Below are 16,534 nucleotides of genomic sequence, written 5' to 3'. Positions count from 1 at the left end.
ACTATTGAAGGGCATTGGTCATTATTTAGTTTTTTTGTTAAGATGTCAAACTTAGAGAATTTTACACCTAAGTTAACAGCAGATGGCTCTTTCACCTTTGTCTCTCAAGAGTTTGGTGAATCGTTTCACAGCCATTATGGAGCTACGCAGGAAAGTTTTTGCAAGTTTGTGGAACCTACTCAACTGGCTACAGCAGCGCAAAAACCAGTCTTGCGACTATTGGATGTTTGTTATGGTCTAGGATATAACACAGCTGCTGCTTTGCAAACAATTTGGGCAGTAAATCCTAGTTGTTGTGTTGAAGTAATCGGTTTAGAACTGAATCCAGCAGTGCCACAAGCGGCGATCGCTCATCATTTGTTCGACAATTGGAACTATAACTATATTGAAATTTTAAAAAAGCTAGCTTTTGAGCATCAAGTACAAACACCTTGCCTGAAAGCGAAGTTACTAATTGGCGATGCTAGAACTACGATAACGCTAGTACGTCAGTTGGATTTCTGGGCAGATGCAATTTTCCTCGATTCCTTTTCACCACCACAGTGTCCTCAATTATGGACTGTTGAATTTATTAAACAGCTGTCATGGTGCTTACATCCAGATGGTTTATTAGCCACCTATTCTTGTGCTGCTGCTGTACGCACAGCACTTTTGTCTGCTGGCTTGGTGATATCTTCTACCCCACCCGTAGGAAGGCGATCGCCTGGTACCGTGGCAACACATATTAGAAGTGCCGAGTCTCAAGATCCTTCCCCACTCACTACCCTCTCAGAAGTTGAAAAAGAACACTTGCTAACTCGTGCTGCTATTCCCTATCGCGATCCTCAATTGAGCGATCCAACCGAAGTCATAGTCAGGCGGCGACAACAAGAGCAACAAACCTCTTGCCTGGAACCTGCCTCCCATTGGCGAAAAAGGTGGCTATTGGGAACACAAGGTAAGGATTTTATCGGAACTAGTTTGTAGTTTGATTGCAAAATCATACAATATGCTACACCTACGGACTGCAAGTTTAATTCAACGAGTTTTTACAAGCCAAATAGCTTATTTATATGTTAGTATTCAAGATTACATAATTTAACAGTACTGGAGTATTGCTATAACTGAGTAAAAACATTTATATCTAATGATTACTATAAAGACTTGAAACTCAAAATCCGATACCTCGATATAAAGGAGTCAATTATAACGCTTTCTGACGCCACAAGGCTAAAAAATCTCCGTAAAAAACCTGATTTAACATTTGTGAGAATTTATCATACTGGAATTAAAAGCAAAAAATTTGACAACAAGATCCACCTTGTTCGTAACATAAAAAATACATGCTGCGAAAAATTCCGAGCGGCAGCTTGACATCATGCATAATCCATATCGAAACTCTGACTCAGATACAGTCGAATCTTAAATTTGTTTTTAAAATCTGACACTGTTAACTAACTTGTGCAAAAACTTGGAGTGCCTTTGTGATTCAATGGAAATCCAACCATACAGGCTTTAGAAAAAAAATTGTTAATGGGTCAAACCCCATTAGCACAGTGAAGAGTATCGGTTCAAATCATGCCGTGGAATCGCAAAATGCGGAGGGTTCTTCTTTAGGCTTATCTCAAAGAGATATTATGTTTGAAGATAGGCAAGCAATGTCTTCTTGGATAAAATCTGATGTTAATTGTGGTGATGATTCATTGGTCTCTAAAACACTACAAGCCAAAGGTTCTAAAGTGAATGGGTTTGATTTAAATCCGCCGAAGGTTTTAGTAGTTGACGATCATGCCGCCAGTCGGATGACTGCTGTTGCCCTCTTGAGGATGGAAGGATACGAAGTGATTGAGGCGGACAGTGGTTCTATTGTTGTCGAATTGGTAACTCAAGAACAACCAGATTTGATTTTGCTGGATGTAATGATGCCAGGAATGGATGGATTTGAAGTGTGCCAATTGCTTAAACAGGATGAGCAGACTAGGTTAATCCCAGTAATTTTTATTACAGCGTTAAATGACAGGCGATCGCGCATTCGGGGAATTGAAGTTGGGGCAGATGATTTTCTCACTAAACCCTTCGATCGGGTGGAACTAGCGGCGCGTGTAAAGTCCTTGGTGCGGCAGAAGCGTATGAACGAAGATTTAGACCATGCCGAACAAGTACTGTTTTCCATTGCCATGTCTATCGAAAGTCGCGATCCCAATACAGGCAACCATTGCGAACGTCTAGTAAAACTGGGACAAGTTTTTGGTGAATACCTCAACCTAACACGCTATCAAATTCGAGATTTGATGTGGGGTGGTTATCTCCACGATATTGGTAAGGTGGGTATTCCCGATGCAGTGCTGCTGAAAAAAGGCGAACTCACCCCCGAAGATTGGCAAATTATGCAGCAGCACGTTTTGATTGGAGAAAAAATCTGCCAACCACTACGGAGTATGCGCGGTGTAATTCCGATTATTCGTCATCACCACGAACGCTGGGATGGCTCAGGTTATCCCGATCGACTCAAGGGGGATGATATTCCCTACCTAGCGCAGGTATTTCAGTTAATTGATATTTACGATGCCCTAACCAGCGAACGACCTTACAAAAGAGCTTTTACTTCAGCAGAAGCACTTTTAGTGATGCAAGAAGAAGCTGATTCCGGTTGGCGTAATCCCAAACTAATGCAGCAATTTACAGAGTTTATTTGCTCTTGTCAGCAAAAAGGGAAGAATGGGCAGTAGGGGGTAATGATTTGTAGCTGCTGTAATGAACGCTAATTGGTATTATGATAATCTTTGCTTTTGAAGAGTGAAATTATACCGACTCCTGAATTCTGACTCCTTTGATATTTTCAGTCTTCTATAATTAGCTGGTATGATTTGAGCCGAGATTTAAAGTACCAACAGCATTAATCACAATTTCACTGATAGCTGATAGCTAATTATGGTAGTTGTAGCAATTCTAGCGGCAGGACGCGGCACACGGATGAAATCACGCTTACCCAAGGTTTTACATTCTTTGGGTGGGCGATCGCTAGTAGAGAGAGTTCTCGAAAGTGTAGAACCACTTTCGCCCTCACGGCGAATCGTGATTGTGGGATATCAATCCGAAGAAGTGCAAGCCGCCATGCATTCAATTCCCAGTTTGGAGTTTGTCGAACAGACTGTGCAATTGGGGACGGGTCATGCTATCCAGCAATTACTTCCTCACTTGGAAAATTACACTGGAGATTTGCTGGTACTTAACGGCGATTTACCGTTAATACGTAGCGAAACTCTTAAGCAGATGTTACAAACTCACACCCGAAATCAAAACGCTGCCACTATTCTCACCTCCCACTTACCCGACCCCACAGGCTACGGGCGCGTTTTTTGTAACGATGAAAATATTGTGCAGCAAATGGTCGAACACAAGGATTGTACGGCTACTCAAAGACAGAATCAGCGGATTAACGCTGGAGTTTACTGCTTTTGCTGGACAGATTTGGCAAAGGTACTTCCCCACCTCCAGGCAAACAATGCCCAAAAAGAATACTATCTTACCGATGCCGTGACTCAGGTGGGACAAGTAATGGCAGTGGATGTGGAAGATTACCAAGAAATTCTCGGCATCAACGATCGCCTGCAACTAGCAACAGCATCCGAAATTTTGCAAAAACGAGTCAAGGAAAAATGGATGCTGGCGGGTGTCACCCTCATCGACCCCACAAGCATCACCATTGATGAAACAGTGGAATTGCAGGCGGATGTAATTATTGAACCGCAAACTCACCTGCGGGGAAATACAGTGATCCAAACAGGAAGTCACATTGGACCGGGGAGTTTAATTGAAAATAGTCAGTTAAGTGAAAATGTCACAGTGCAATATTCAGTAGTCATAAATAGCACCGTCCAGGCCGGAAGCCGAATTGGCCCTTATACTCATTTGCGCGGTCAGGTACAGGTCGGTGCTGGTTGCCGTGTGGGGAATTTTGTGGAATTGAAAAATACGCAATTAGGCGATCGCACCAATGCAGCACATTTGTCATATATAGGCGATACTGTTGTCGGAAATCAGGTGAATATTGGTGCTGGTACAATTACTGCCAACTATGACGGCGTGAAGAAACATCGCACCAAAATAGGCGATCGCACAAAAACTGGGGCCAATAGCGTTTTAGTAGCTCCACTCACTTTGGGAGATGATGTCTATATCGCAGCTGGTTCTACTGTGACAGAAGATGTGCCTGATGATTCTCTGGTAATTGCCCGTAGTCGTCAGGTGGTGAAACCTGCTTGGCGCAAGAAGAGCTAATAAAGCGATAATTAAATCATCAGATTAGCTGATTAAACTAAAGGTAAAAGATGAGGAAAACAAAATAACTTACCGCGATTATTGAGCATCAGGAAAAGGGCTATGTATCGCTTTGTGCAGAATTAGATATTCCTAGCCAAGGTGACACTATTGAAGAAGCACACAATAATTTAATTGAGGCATTGGAATTATTTTTTGAGACATCTGACTCCTCTGAAGTCCAAGATCGACTAATTACAGAAGATGGAAGAACTGCTAGAACTTAGGCAACTTCTAAAACAAGGCAAAATTCATGAGGCGCTGCTGTTGGTGGATGAGTTAGAAGAAATGAGCCTCGGTGACAAAATCAATAAAATTGATAGATTATGGTGTAATTCTGCTCATCCATTTAATTAAACAAAAGGCCGAAAAACGTTCTACTCGCTCTTGGGATGTTTCGATAGAAAATATAGTACGTGAAATCAACAAAATAAATAAGCGCCGCAAATCCGGTGGTTTTTACTTGAATCAGGCAGAATTAATGGATATTCTGGAACAAGGATATCAAGTGGCACTGAAACGAGCGGCGCTAGAAGCTTTTAAGGGGCGTTATGAAGCCCAAGAATTAGCTGCAATAGTTGACCAGCAAGAAACTTTAGCCGAAGCGCTGAAACTGATTCAACAATAGCCGATCAGTTCGTTACCAGTCCATTCCAAGGTGTCGCCAATTTTTTCGCCGTTGTGGTAGGCAGCGAGTAAGATTTCGCTAGTTTTTCCCCAAGCGATCGCTCCACTAGCATCTAAGGCGATCGCTCCCAAATCGCGTTTGTTCTCGTGCGCTTCCGCAAAGGATCGCTGCATGGCCTCCTTCAATGACATCCCATCAGTGACACGCACTACAATCCGTGCAGCTAAACACTCATCGATGATATCTTCGCCAATGCCAGTACAGCTAACACCAGCATTACTAGTAGCATAATTACCTGCTGGCATCGCCGAATCACTTACCCTGCCAATCCGCTCAAATCCTTTACCACCAGTCGAAGTGCCAGCCGCTAGCTTACCAGATGCATCTAAAGCTACTATACCGATAGTACCGCGTCCGGCATTGCTAGTTTCTAGCAGTTCGGGTTCTGCTACCACGCCAGCCATTGTGCTTTTAAAATTATCCTGGCGCTCTTGTATCCACTCTTGTAACCGCAAATCAGTTAAAGCGTTATAGCTGGGAATTTGCATTTCCCGCGCCAACTCAGCCGATCCGAAATCTGATAGCACTCGGTCTGGCGAGCTTTGTAAAAATTGCGCTAAATCAATAGGATTTTTCACCCGCGAGATATTAATCACACCACTAAACCGCCCTGATGCACCATCCATCAGGGAAGCACTCATACGAATTTGTCCATCAGATTGCAATACTGAACCAGTACCAGCATTAAAGCGGGGGTTGTCTTCGAGCATTTGGCAACCCTGCACCACAGCCTCTGAGGCAGTTGCTCCTGACAATAGTAGAGAATAAATTTCTTCTATTACTGTATGCAGCGATCGGCGCACCGCCTCTAATCCGCCTTTACCGTGGAGAGAACTACCAGCCCCTCCATGAATAATTAATTTAGGTTGCACCTGTAACTCCATTAATCTCTTGCGCTATTTGCGTCTGTATTGCGGTTGGTTTCATTTTGAGCTTCAGAACGGCGACGACGACAACGTTCTGAGCAATATTTCACATCGTCCCAGCAATCTTGCCACTTTTTACGCCATGTGAAAGGACGTTGACATACCGGACAGATTTTTGTAGGTAGGTCAGATTTAGAACGAACACGTCCCATATAAATACTGTGTAAACGAGAATTTCATTTCCGAAGGAGATGGAAGATAATTATAACCAGTTTGCTATGAAGGCAGGATATATTCAACGAACAAATATATTGTCAATCTATCCTTAGACCTATTTGCAACGTCTCTCCTAAAACAAGAGAGGCTTTGAATCTTACTATCCTTCTCTTTTAGGAACTTGCAAAAATAAATTATCCCAAATTATTTCTAGATTTGTAGAGGCGCAAGGACTTGCATTGGTGTCAACTTAAGGTTAAAGCTTTTAGCAGATTATCTCGCTCTCTATCGGAAACTGGGAATGCCTAATGGGAGGCAGCATTTCCAGTCTCCGATAGGCAATGAGATTTTAAAGGAATTTTAGTTAGCTTAAGTTGACTGATACCAATGAAGGCCATGAAACACCCCTGACGGATTAGGGCAAGGCTGTTTCATTGCCTAAAATGTGCTGATTTACAAGCGTTTCAAGCAAATAAATCAGGTGAATAAAAAATCTGATTGCACCAGAAAATTGGTGATGCCTCCAGCAAGGTTTCGCCAACGCACTGAAATTGACTCTTTGAGATAGTAATTTTTCGATTACTAACTTCCCCAAATTTATTGCCTATGTTGTTGACAATATCCTTAATAGATCGAATGAAACAGCCCTAGAGTTTAGGGGGATTAAAAATCCCTAAAGTCATATCAAAACACTTTTAAAACAATCTCTAAATACTAAAGTTTGGAAGTAGCTTGATAATAGATAGCAAAGTACTCTTCAAATAATTTACGAAGAATAAATACTGTAAATAACTTGATAATAGAATGTTTTTTATTTTTTAAGAGAAAATTTACGTAAAACTACTATTCATGGAATTCTAATAGTGCTATTGTTTGTATGTCACTAAAAAACAAGTTGTAGTGGCACGACAACAAACAAGTTGACCTTACTAATTCTTAGGAAAGTAAAATCATGATTATCAATGATCTTTCTCATGTAGAAACCGTTCTTGAAAATGAGAATGTTCAAGGTGGAATAGCTTTTGCAGATGCTAATTCAAAAGCATACGCTTTTGGTAAAAACATCGCTATCACCAGCATTGCCACTAGCACCGTTGCTGTCTCCAAGAAATACAGCCTATCTGCTAGTACCGGTTCATCTAGTTCTGCTGCCGGCTAAATATGCCTTAGTCCTATAATGTACTACAGTGCATTTTAGATAGAAAAATTGCTGAAAGTTCTCAAAAACTTTCAGCAATACATTCGTTTTTCAAAGAGAGCTTTTTTATGGAACAATTAAGAATTTCCGATCTCAGTTTTTGTGAAGATGAAGTTTCCGATCTTAGTCAAGTACAAGGGGGAGTTGCATCTGCTTACGCACGTAGTTATTCTACTGCTAACAAGAGCAGTTATAAAGTAGGCAAATATACTATTGAAGGTACTCTTGCTGGTGCTCTTGCTGGCGCTCTTGCTGGCGCTATTACTGATGGTGATAAGGCTATTGCATCTACCAATACATCGGCAACAGTTTCCTAAAGCTGTCATAACCAGATTGTAGGAAGCTTTTATGGACATCGCCCATAAAAGCTTGTTAGGAATATTTTTATACCTCTATCTTATACCACATATATCAGTATAAGACAGTAGGTAAAAGCGACACTTCGGCGTTGCTCACTGACCATGCTTGTTTTTAAGTTCAAAGCTTCTGAAAAGTCAGCCCAGATAACAGCAGTAGATAATGCAATCTCATTTGAAATGGCTGTATTTTGCTATGGATGAATGTTAAAAATACAGCTAAAAACGATCTGCATCAATATTGAATTGATTCTGCTGTATTTGCAGCTAACTTTTCATTTGCTAATGAATTTAACTCAATGGCAAGACTTGCCAGTGCAGAACGAGCATGGTCTTCTATCTATCGGTTTTATGACAACTGTAAAAAGGGTACTCTGGGTTTAAAACCATATCCACAGTATCTTGGTATCAGTTCCGTACTTGAGTTGAGTATTTGGGGAAAGTTTTTTTAAGTCATGGTTGCGTTAAACCCATAATATACAAGCCAGAAATGCTTATAAGTAGGTAGGCGTAATTAAACATAAGATCAAACCTCACCCTCAATCCCTCTCCTTAGCAAGGAGAGGGAAGCCGGAGGCAGGGTGGGTTTTATATTTAATTTGACCTACTTACTTAGTTGCAGTGAAATTGTCAAGATTACACTATCCACTAGAACACACGTTTGTAAGTGTGTTTGTGTAATTAATAGGGACGAAAACACATCTAGAAAGCGCGATTCATTCAGTCGAAACTAAATAATCAAGGGATGACTGGCTTCTACAGGGTAATCGATGAGGATTAAGTCCGCACTTTAATCCCTTGGAGATGACAATTTCATTGTTATAGCTATTTATTTGCATTTCTTTAATGCTTCCTGTCACGGTGCAAAATCACAAAATTATTTGCATACCTAATGACTTGGGGTTTCCATAAATGCCATTTCCCCTTAATTTTTATTTTTCAGGGAAGACGCTTTTTATAGCAGTTCTCGTTTATGTAAGTTACACCCGTAATGGTATGGCTTGCCATACCCTTACACTTGTGATATAAAGTTGGTGTAACACATCTGAATGGGAACCGCTATATTATGGTTTCTAGACTGTGCAGAGCGACATTAGCCAAAAGTACAGAGAATAGAGTAGTTTTGGTCTGGCTTATCAGTCTCTTTTCGCCAGTTCACTCTTACGATGGATTAATGTGACTTTGCTTTCGCTATCCATCACCTGAACTTTCCTCAGTGCAAACATACTAAACAGACCTTAAATCCTTATTAACTAACAACGCAGCCGAAGAAGCTCTTTTACGCTTGCGTATTGAGACAGCACCAAACATAGTGCAACTAAACAGCGAACCTAGAATTGTTGAGGGTTCTGGGACTGTATATACGCTCACCTGATTACTTTTAGATTCTATTAAAGTTAAACGAGTTGACTTATCGAAAGTACGGGAATATTTACCCTTAAAGCTAGTCAAAGCATATTCCTGTGTTCCGCCAAAAGATTTATCAATATAAGTCTGACTTGAATCAAGAGTTATGCTACTACTCGGTTCAAATACAAAAGCATCATTGTTACCTATAGTTGATAAATTTCCAGAAATCTTGAAAGAGTCCAAAAGATTACCAGTATCACTGTCGTATAACTCATATAAGAACTCTCCACGAGCATTTGCACGTTCAGTGGATGCATCATCAATGGATGTTTTAAGGTTAAATAAGCCACTGAAATCAAAAGAAAACTCTTTGTCTACTATAAAATCATAACCGATAATCGCAGCCAAGCTTTCCGCCGACCCTGTATAGCCATCACCCTGACCTTGAGCTTGGCTGAAGGACAAATTAGAGGCAGAGTTGTTTGCATCGACATTAAATTTAGCCTCAGCATTAGCATCAGCAGTTACTTGACCACCTGTGCTAATTGTGTTGGTCAAAGTATCAGTCAAAGTCCTAACATCTAAAGGGCTGCTACTAAAGTTGTTGATGTTGAATTTTGACTCAGAATATGCAATGGTAGCAGCTTGGCTCGGTAAGGTAGCCAATATCGAAGTAGCGATCACTGGAGTAGCTAGTGTCAAAAAACGCTTTACAACTTTGGTGTATTGTTTCATACAATTAATCGGTTTTAATTTTATAATGCTAAGAGTGTAAATTTTTCATGCTTACTGACCCCTTGCTAATGAGCAGGAGTAAAATATAGGCAAGCATGATGGACAAATTGGGAAATTCTCAAGCCGTTTCTGTCTTATGCAGAAGAAATCTTCTATTTAAGGACAAAATTTTATTTACCAGCCCTACACCTTTATATAAGTAATAACCGTATAAGTAATTTAGTTATTAAATCTAGGGTGCAGTAAATTAGTTACATATTCATACTAGTCGTGCATCCACTAGTTTCTTGTAAAGCTTGAGTAAAAAAGAGCGTTTTTTAATTGGAATTTACGTAAGGATTCCGTAGGGAGAAGTTCACAAATTCAGTAGGGAGGAGTTCACATAAGTGATGTTGGTGCCAGAGCATCCTTTGATTAGCAAGCAAGTCACTGTAAAATCAAGCAACGATCGCCTGTACCAATTGTCGAAATCAGAATTGGTAGCAATACGGTTCGGTTAAGGTGCATAGTCTAAAGAGCACTCTTAGTGCCTCTTAAAAAGCTACGGTGTACACACAAGTCCTAAAAACCTAGCTTGATAAGACTTTTCTCATTCCCAGTCTGAAACTGGGAATGCATTCATTGAGTCTATGACTCTATATCTGACTGGAGGCACAAGGTATTCATTGGTGTTAACTTAACGTGAAACCCGCTTGGTGAGAACGTTTTGCCCTCACCCCCAGCCCCTCTCCCATCCGTGAGAGGGGAGCCAGAGATTTAATTCCCCTTCTCCCTTGGGAGAAGGGGTTAGGGGATGAGGGCGTGAGGTGATGTGTAAAACACCTACCCAATATAGCTTTCAGCTTAAGTTGACACCAATGCAAGGTCCTGTGCCCCTACGTTCGCGGAGCGTCCCGCAGAGATGGGATATTTTTTTACTGGAAGCCCTTTAGGGGTTGAGTTAGGTCTATATTAAATTTCCAGAGAAGTAAAAAAGGTGATTGAATGCCTAATTCAGAGGGTTATAGTCTGAGAGTAGACGATCCAAAAGCTTACGTTCGTAAGGATTTAAATATGAGGCCGATGTTCCGAATTCCTGTAATTTATGGTAGATAAAATCACGTTCAAATGTTTCGATACGTTTTTCTAAGTCTCCATAGAGTTCCTGAAGGGTAAACTCAGTTGCTAAAGCTAAGGCAATTTGTTCTCGGTCTTTACCAAGTAACCGACCCTTGAATTGATAATCACCTTGAGAATGCTGGGATAGTAGCCCAAGAACGATCGCTAACAGCAGAGTTTGATAAGCTAGCTTTAATTCCCTACCAGAACCAATTTCCTCTGGAATTAAATCGGGAATGTTTTCGTCTTCATCGATTTGTTCGCTCTGAGTCCGTTCATAGCAGTCTCGATAATACTCAATTTGACTGAGAAAATAAGCCGGAAAGCCCAACGAACGGGTCAAAATACACAAACGCTGCTCATTTTCAGCTACCAAGACGGTTAAACTACGACTAAAGCGACTGTAAAACGCAAAAATTTGTTCTTTATCTTTTGCTCCCACCCAAAGGGTAATCTCCCGTTGAGAAGTTGGGTTTAAGTTAGCGTCAATATCTTGAATTCGCAGTAACAAATTAGCACTATCATAAAGTTGATTCAAACGCAGAGTAGCTGTATTGGCGGCAATTAAATCTGATTGCTTTAATACTTCGCCAATAGACAAATTACCCAATTGCTCGAACTGCTGACGAGCAAAGGGCATAAGTTGATTCTGAAATTCTTCAGCAGAAATTTTCCACGACTGAGAACGGCTAACCTGTTCCTGAGTAAACTTTTCTGTTGGTAATGTGGAAAGGAAACTTTGGTAATAAGCATCAATATCGGCATCAGTCAGAACTGTGAGCCGAATTTCGGAGAACTTCGTGGTAGCCCGATCGCGTTGAGTAACTAAATTATTGTATATCTCAGAGAAATCGGCCAAAGTTTGACGTAAGGTTTCAGTTCTTTGTTTAGCTGTTTTAATCAAATAATTTAACGCCTCGACACGGAGATTTTGGGCGTATAAATCGTACTCTAACTTTAATTGTTCATTATAACTGCGGCGTAATTCTACGGCGGTTGCTTTAATAGTGCTTTCTAGGCGTTTAATTTGTTTCTGAACCTTCTGAATGCGATCGCGAATATTAGTGCTGTACTTCAGCCAAACTATACCTAAGTAAGTCAAAATTGTTACCGCAGTCCAAAGCAGATAAGTAACTAAGTTAGCCCAAAATTTTTGTAATAACAGCCATAGTGTTGATTGACTGAAAATTCCGGTTAGAATCAGCAAGGCTAATAAAGCACCAGTAACCAAGGTAGGATAAACGATCAGATACTGTGAGCGAAAACGGTTTTCTTCTGTTAGTAGTTCATCTAAGTTATCTGTGGCTTTTTCGAGTTGATTTTCAATGGCCGTTAAGTGGTTCTGAGCTACAACGATCGCAGCTTCGGCTTGCTCACGAGCGCGAGCGATCGCCATAAAGCGAATTTGTCGAGCTTGTTCGATTTCGGCATTTAACGCTTGGCGATACTCAGCAATTGCCGTTTCTAACTGTTTCTGAGTTGTTTGTAGCTCTTGCAGTTGTTCTTCAGACTTTCTTTCAGCTAAAATATCTTGTAATTGTTGCTGCCGCAATTTTAAGGACACAACTTGGTTGAGTAGCTTTTGAGTGGCTTCTTTATCAATTGTTACCTGCAATCTTGAGTCGATAAATGCTTCAGCCGCACGCAGTTCTGTAACAAGATTCTGGGATTGATCGCCTATGGCATCCGTTTGCAGTTCCAAATATAAAAAGGTCAATATGTTTAATAGCCTAGCTCCTTCATGCAAGCCTCTAGGTGTAGCATCAGCATAGCGATTAATGGTGCGGTCTAAGAAGGTGGTTAGTGTTGCCTGTAATTGTTTGCAACAATTTTCCAGCGTCCGCTTATAGGAAAGTAGCTCTTTATTTTCAAATTGCCGATAAGCACGCTGCAATTCCATCCCATATTCCTGAGCCTGGCCAGCACGCATCTCAAGGCGCGGATTAAAATCTTGCCAAACTGGTTTGCCGTTGTCTCGTTCTAATCCGAGAAAAGCATTACTGAAATCTTCGCTGAGTATAAATCCTTTGGCATCTAACAGGCATTTGCGAATTGCCTCTGGAGTAAATTCTGCCTTCGGTAAAAACTGCTCCATCATAATATCGGCAGCTAAGGCAGCACTCAAACGGTTAATAGTTGTTTCTCCTGCGAAAAATAATTCTCCATAACCAAATGAACTATAGGCGGGTATTTTTCCCCGTACTTTTTGTGCGCCAATCAATAAGCCGTTGGTTTCCGGTTCCACGGAGAGAAAACCTGCCAAAGCATCAGCATAGCTAGGCAAATTATCCTTCAGTCCCCCAATTCGCTCGTCCATCAGCCAGCAGTTATCAAAAGGTGGTGCTTTTTGAGCACCTGTAATCACAACTCCAGTGGTCATTTTGTAATCTAACTCTTTCAGGAAGGCGTAAGCAGCACCGTAATCAGCAGTTGTGGCTTGGGTAAATAACCCTGGCAGTAGTAATAAAGCTTCTAAGCTATAAGGAATATCTATAAAGTACTTAGAAAATAGCCAACGAATTAAGCGTACTATGTCAAAAACTACTGCTCTACCAAATTGATTGCTGACTGACAGCATGAGATATATTCGATGATTGCTGCTGATTTTCACTCCTTGGCGTTTAGCAGCGATCGCTTCTTTTGATTGACTAGCCGTTTTCAATAATTCGATCAGTGCAGTTTGCAGTTCGCCGGTCGCTTCGCTGAACTGGGTACGAATTTTGGAGACATAAGCTTGTTTACTATGAGTTTGAGCCAGATCAAAACTCGTGTCAGCAAACTGATCTAACTCGCCACTAAAGCCAAAAGTTTGACTATCCCAAGTTAAGGTATAAGTTTGAATTAAACAGGTTTGATCGGCTGGTAATTCTTGCAGTTGCCGTTTAATGGCTGCACAAAAAGCGGCACTGTGAGGATCGAGTGCAAGTAAAATAGTTGGTTTTGGCATGGGGACACTCTCAGAGTGCAAACTATGGGGCTAAATAATCACATCTAAATCTTCCAGGTAAGCTTCAATTTCCTGGATTTCCATTTCTACCTGTTCTTTAATCTGGGCATCAACCCTGCCTCCCTTTAAAACCTGATTGAGGTGATTGATGTAGTTTTGCAAAGTAGATTTGGCTTTGTCTTGGTCTTCATGGGTAATACGCTCAACTTTGTGAGCAATTTCCTTGACTAAAGGTAAATTACTTTTGAAAGCTTTAAATGCTGACTTGCGATCGCCTCCCAATGGCAAAACTCCGCCTTCTAATCTTTTCGCTTGTTCTGTAGAAACGAAATATTTCTTACTCTGATTGACAATCAATTTATATAGATCGGGTGCTAAGGCTAAAGCAAACCAACGCAACGCCCCACCGTCGTCTTCTGGAGGAATTAAATTTGCTAAGTTTGTCCAATTGCGATGCAGGTGCTTAAAGACTTTATTCGGATCTAAATAAGCTAGTTCCATATCCCTCATTCCGTTGAATGCAAATAAGGGGACGCCGACTTCTACTCGAAACAGCATCACTTTATGTGGTTCGCCTGTCGGTACGAAAGAAGGATTATTATTTCCTCTAGGCAAGCGACTAGAAAGAGGCGGATTGCTAAAAACTGTGTTGTTACTCTCTACTCCGTAGTAATAAAATTCTGTGATTAAGTGCTGCTGTTGAATGGGAATTTCCGATACTTCATACTGCCAGAGAGGAACTGCAAGTTTGCCAAGTTGTTGCAAATCTTGCCCTGCATCTTCGGGATTGCTATCTGTTAAAACCTCCTCAACAGTCATACTGGTGAGAGGATAGTAAGCTTCATCGACAAATCTCAGAATTTCGATCTCGACATCTTCAGCTTTCTTCTCAGACCAATTCGTTAAAGTTTGAGACTGTTCTCGATGCCAACGGATAAAATCTTCGCCAGTAACTTTGGGGCGTTTTGATTGCAGATTGATGCGCTGAATGGTGTGAATAAAAGGATTATCGTTACTTCCTTGACGGTTGACCTCGTGATAACTCTGTTCTAAATCTCGATAAACTTTATCTAAGTTGCTATGTAAACGTTGGCATTTTTCCTGGATTTCTTCTACCTTAGTCCGCAATACACCATAGAGTTCAGCCGCTTTATCACAGCGTTTCCAATGTAAATAAGTCTTCCACTTTTGGTCAGCCCGTTCTTTGTATCTCTGGCAAGCAGCTTGAATAGTGTTTTTATTTGGGAACCAAGTTTCTGCGGCTTCTTTAATTTTTTCTTCTTGTGGTTCTAATTTCAAAGCATTGAAACTAGATTGCGCCTCTTGTGACTTGCGCTGCACGTTTTGCTGTAATTCGTCTAATTGTTGAGAAAGTTTGCTCAAAAAGTCCAAAACATAAGCTAGTCCATTGGGACGGTTAAGACCGCGTTCCCAGAAAGTTGCGATCGCAGCAGTTGTAGTCTGTTGTAAGCGATGAAAATTCAATCCCAATTCTTGAGCCGTCCGTTGTTCAAATTGATCTAACTGCCGTTTGTAAAGTTCTTTGATTGTCGCCAAAGCTGTACGATCGTGACGGATTTCGCCAATTCTAAATTCGGGTTTCATTTGTCCGCCGCGATCGCTTTCAGTCAACGCATTCAGGACAGTAGTCGCTTCTGCTAACTTGCAATCTTCTAAAAACCGGGTAATGTCGCTTTCTAAATCGATTGTTGGAGTAGATGCCATCAACTCATTCTTCAGCAAGCTTTGAGCATCCTCTAATTTCATCCGCTCATATTGCTGTACTGGCAGAGTCAGGGTAGCAAAGCCAAAACTACAGTAATTTATATTGCGTCCTCGAACTTTTTCACCAGTTGCCAGATAAGCGCGAATGTTATCAGCAACGTTAGCAGCGTCTAAACCAATTTGAGAACCAATTTGGATGTACAAGCCATCTGCAACTAAATTTTGTAAATCGTCTGGACGACCGACTACAGTTCCATTTTTATTAACCCCGTCAATTAAAAATACTGCATCAAAGGGAGGGCGATCGGCTTTGACTTTTGTGATCCCATAATCAATCTCAATGCTATTAGATGGTGACAATCCCCAAAAGTGTTCGATTTCCTTAAGAGCGCCATAGGCATTAGACTTCACCAGGTGAGTTTGGGGAATATTGGCAAACACTCTCGGTAAAACAAATACCCCCGTAATATTAGAAAAATTATTGAGATGTCCTCGTGTTAAAAAAGCCGTATCTAAGAATGTGCCACTGCCCGTCCCACCCGCCAAACTACCAACAATAAAAACTTCGACACCATCCCGACTCGAAACTTGAAAGTTATCTGAAAATGCTTGTTTACTGGTGCGAATTTCACGAACAGTATTGATTGCTTGAGCAATTAAAGCGTCAATATCGCCTACTTTCGCAAACAAGGCGAGCCGTCCCCTGGCCCGAATCTGTCCAGCGCCACTGATCAGGCTGGCTGCGGAAATATCCTTAGGCCACCATTCAGCGATGTGGTCGTTACGTGTTAGGGGTAGGGGATTTGCGACAGAAATTGCATAAAGTTCATTCGGTTCTAAGAAAACCTTGGTGCCATCAGGTGATTTTTCTCGTTCTTGGATATTTTCGGTAGTATCAATCGAAATAAAACGAATAACTTCTGGTACTGAGCCGTAAACATCTATAAATCGCTTTTTAAGTTTGAGTACGACTTCATAACCCGTTCCTCCTAGCCCGATAACAACAGTAGGACGAAAAACAACCGTGGGACGCACAACCGTGGGACTTAACATTCA

10 protein-coding genes and 1 pseudogene are annotated in these 16,534 nt (G+C 41.1%); 6 read left to right on the top strand and 5 right to left on the bottom strand.

What is annotated here, in order from left to right:
- Positions 1–42: 42 nt before the first annotated feature.
- The 4 genes and pseudogenes from NLP_RS29560 to NLP_RS29540 all read left to right on the top strand — a co-directional run bounded on the left by NLP_RS29560 (position 43) and on the right by NLP_RS29540 (position 4,927).
- Positions 43–966, top strand: coding sequence for a tRNA (5-methylaminomethyl-2-thiouridine)(34)-methyltransferase MnmD (locus tag NLP_RS29560; protein WP_104909432.1), 924 nt, complete (start codon positions 43–45; stop codon positions 964–966).
- A gap of 497 nt (positions 967–1,463) precedes the next feature.
- Positions 1,464–2,708 (top strand): response regulator, encoded by a 1,245-nt coding sequence (locus tag NLP_RS29555; RefSeq protein ID WP_104909431.1) that lies wholly within the window; start codon positions 1,464–1,466, stop codon positions 2,706–2,708.
- A gap of 202 nt (positions 2,709–2,910) precedes the next feature.
- Entirely contained in the window at positions 2,911–4,260 is a 1,350-nt protein-coding gene (glmU, locus tag NLP_RS29550; protein ID WP_104909430.1) for a bifunctional UDP-N-acetylglucosamine diphosphorylase/glucosamine-1-phosphate N-acetyltransferase GlmU, read from the top strand.
- 243 nt (positions 4,261–4,503) lie between these two features.
- Positions 4,504–4,927 (top strand): annotated as a pseudogene (locus NLP_RS29540) (DUF29 family protein).
- On the opposite strand, the gene NLP_RS29535 reads toward NLP_RS29540, so the two are convergent.
- Both NLP_RS29535 and NLP_RS29530 read right to left on the bottom strand, forming a co-directional pair.
- Positions 4,918–5,871 (bottom strand): isoaspartyl peptidase/L-asparaginase, encoded by a 954-nt coding sequence (locus tag NLP_RS29535; RefSeq protein WP_104909429.1) that lies wholly within the window; start codon positions 5,869–5,871, stop codon positions 4,918–4,920. The pseudogene NLP_RS29540 and the gene NLP_RS29535 sit on opposite strands and share 10 nt — an antisense overlap.
- Complete coding sequence (locus NLP_RS29530; protein WP_094350216.1) at positions 5,871–6,065, bottom strand: DUF2256 domain-containing protein; 195 nt, start codon at positions 6,063–6,065, stop codon at positions 5,871–5,873. Before NLP_RS29530 ends, NLP_RS29535 begins: the two co-directional genes overlap by 1 nt.
- 956 nt (positions 6,066–7,021) lie before the next feature.
- Between NLP_RS29530 and NLP_RS29525 the strand changes: the two genes are divergently transcribed.
- A complete protein-coding gene (locus NLP_RS29525) occupies positions 7,022–7,228 on the top strand; it encodes a hypothetical protein (protein WP_104909428.1) in 207 nt (68 codons plus the stop codon).
- 107 nt (positions 7,229–7,335) lie between these two features.
- Positions 7,336–7,584, top strand: a complete 249-nt coding sequence (locus tag NLP_RS29520) for a hypothetical protein (RefSeq protein ID WP_104909427.1) — start codon at positions 7,336–7,338, stop codon at positions 7,582–7,584.
- A gap of 1,266 nt (positions 7,585–8,850) precedes the next feature.
- On the opposite strand, the gene NLP_RS29510 is transcribed toward NLP_RS29520, so the two are convergent.
- The 3 genes from NLP_RS29510 to NLP_RS29500 all read right to left on the bottom strand — a co-directional run bounded on the left by NLP_RS29510 (position 8,851) and on the right by NLP_RS29500 (position 16,531).
- Positions 8,851–9,708 (bottom strand): PEP-CTERM sorting domain-containing protein, encoded by an 858-nt coding sequence (locus NLP_RS29510; protein WP_104909426.1) that lies wholly within the window; start codon positions 9,706–9,708, stop codon positions 8,851–8,853.
- A gap of 988 nt (positions 9,709–10,696) precedes the next feature.
- Positions 10,697–13,753, bottom strand: coding sequence for a hypothetical protein (locus NLP_RS29505; protein WP_104909425.1), 3,057 nt, complete (start codon positions 13,751–13,753; stop codon positions 10,697–10,699).
- Between the two features lie 30 nt (positions 13,754–13,783).
- The gene (locus NLP_RS29500; protein WP_104909424.1) at positions 13,784–16,531 is read right to left on the bottom strand and encodes a tubulin-like doman-containing protein; all 2,748 of its coding nucleotides are present in this window, start codon (positions 16,529–16,531) and stop codon (positions 13,784–13,786) included.
- Positions 16,532–16,534 lie beyond the last annotated feature (3 nt).

The sequence above is a fragment of the Nostoc sp. 'Lobaria pulmonaria (5183) cyanobiont' genome, from assembly GCF_002949795.1.
Taxonomy (GTDB): Bacteria; Cyanobacteriota; Cyanobacteriia; order Cyanobacteriales; family Nostocaceae; genus Nostoc.
Note: the sequence above shows the minus strand (reverse complement) of the source record. Positions and strands in the feature narration are given on the sequence as shown.

Excerpts from the sequence above, each read along its gene's own strand:
- glmU (WP_104909430.1), top strand. The coding sequence starts at position 2,911 with ATGGTAGTTGTAGCAATTCTAGCGGCAGGACGCGGCACACGGATGAAA.
- NLP_RS29510 (WP_104909426.1), bottom strand. The coding sequence starts at position 9,708 with ATGAAACAATACACCAAAGTTGTAAAGCGTTTTTTGACACTAGCTACT.
- NLP_RS29505 (WP_104909425.1), bottom strand. The coding sequence starts at position 13,753 with ATGCCAAAACCAACTATTTTACTTGCACTCGATCCTCACAGTGCCGCT.
- NLP_RS29530 (WP_094350216.1), bottom strand. The coding sequence starts at position 6,065 with ATGGGACGTGTTCGTTCTAAATCTGACCTACCTACAAAAATCTGTCCG.
- NLP_RS29560 (WP_104909432.1), top strand. The coding sequence starts at position 43 with ATGTCAAACTTAGAGAATTTTACACCTAAGTTAACAGCAGATGGCTCT.
- NLP_RS29520 (WP_104909427.1), top strand. The coding sequence starts at position 7,336 with ATGGAACAATTAAGAATTTCCGATCTCAGTTTTTGTGAAGATGAAGTT.
- NLP_RS29500 (WP_104909424.1), bottom strand. The coding sequence starts at position 16,531 with ATGTTAAGTCCCACGGTTGTGCGTCCCACGGTTGTTTTTCGTCCTACT.
- NLP_RS29535 (WP_104909429.1), bottom strand. The coding sequence starts at position 5,871 with ATGGAGTTACAGGTGCAACCTAAATTAATTATTCATGGAGGGGCTGGT.
- NLP_RS29525 (WP_104909428.1), top strand. The coding sequence starts at position 7,022 with ATGATTATCAATGATCTTTCTCATGTAGAAACCGTTCTTGAAAATGAG.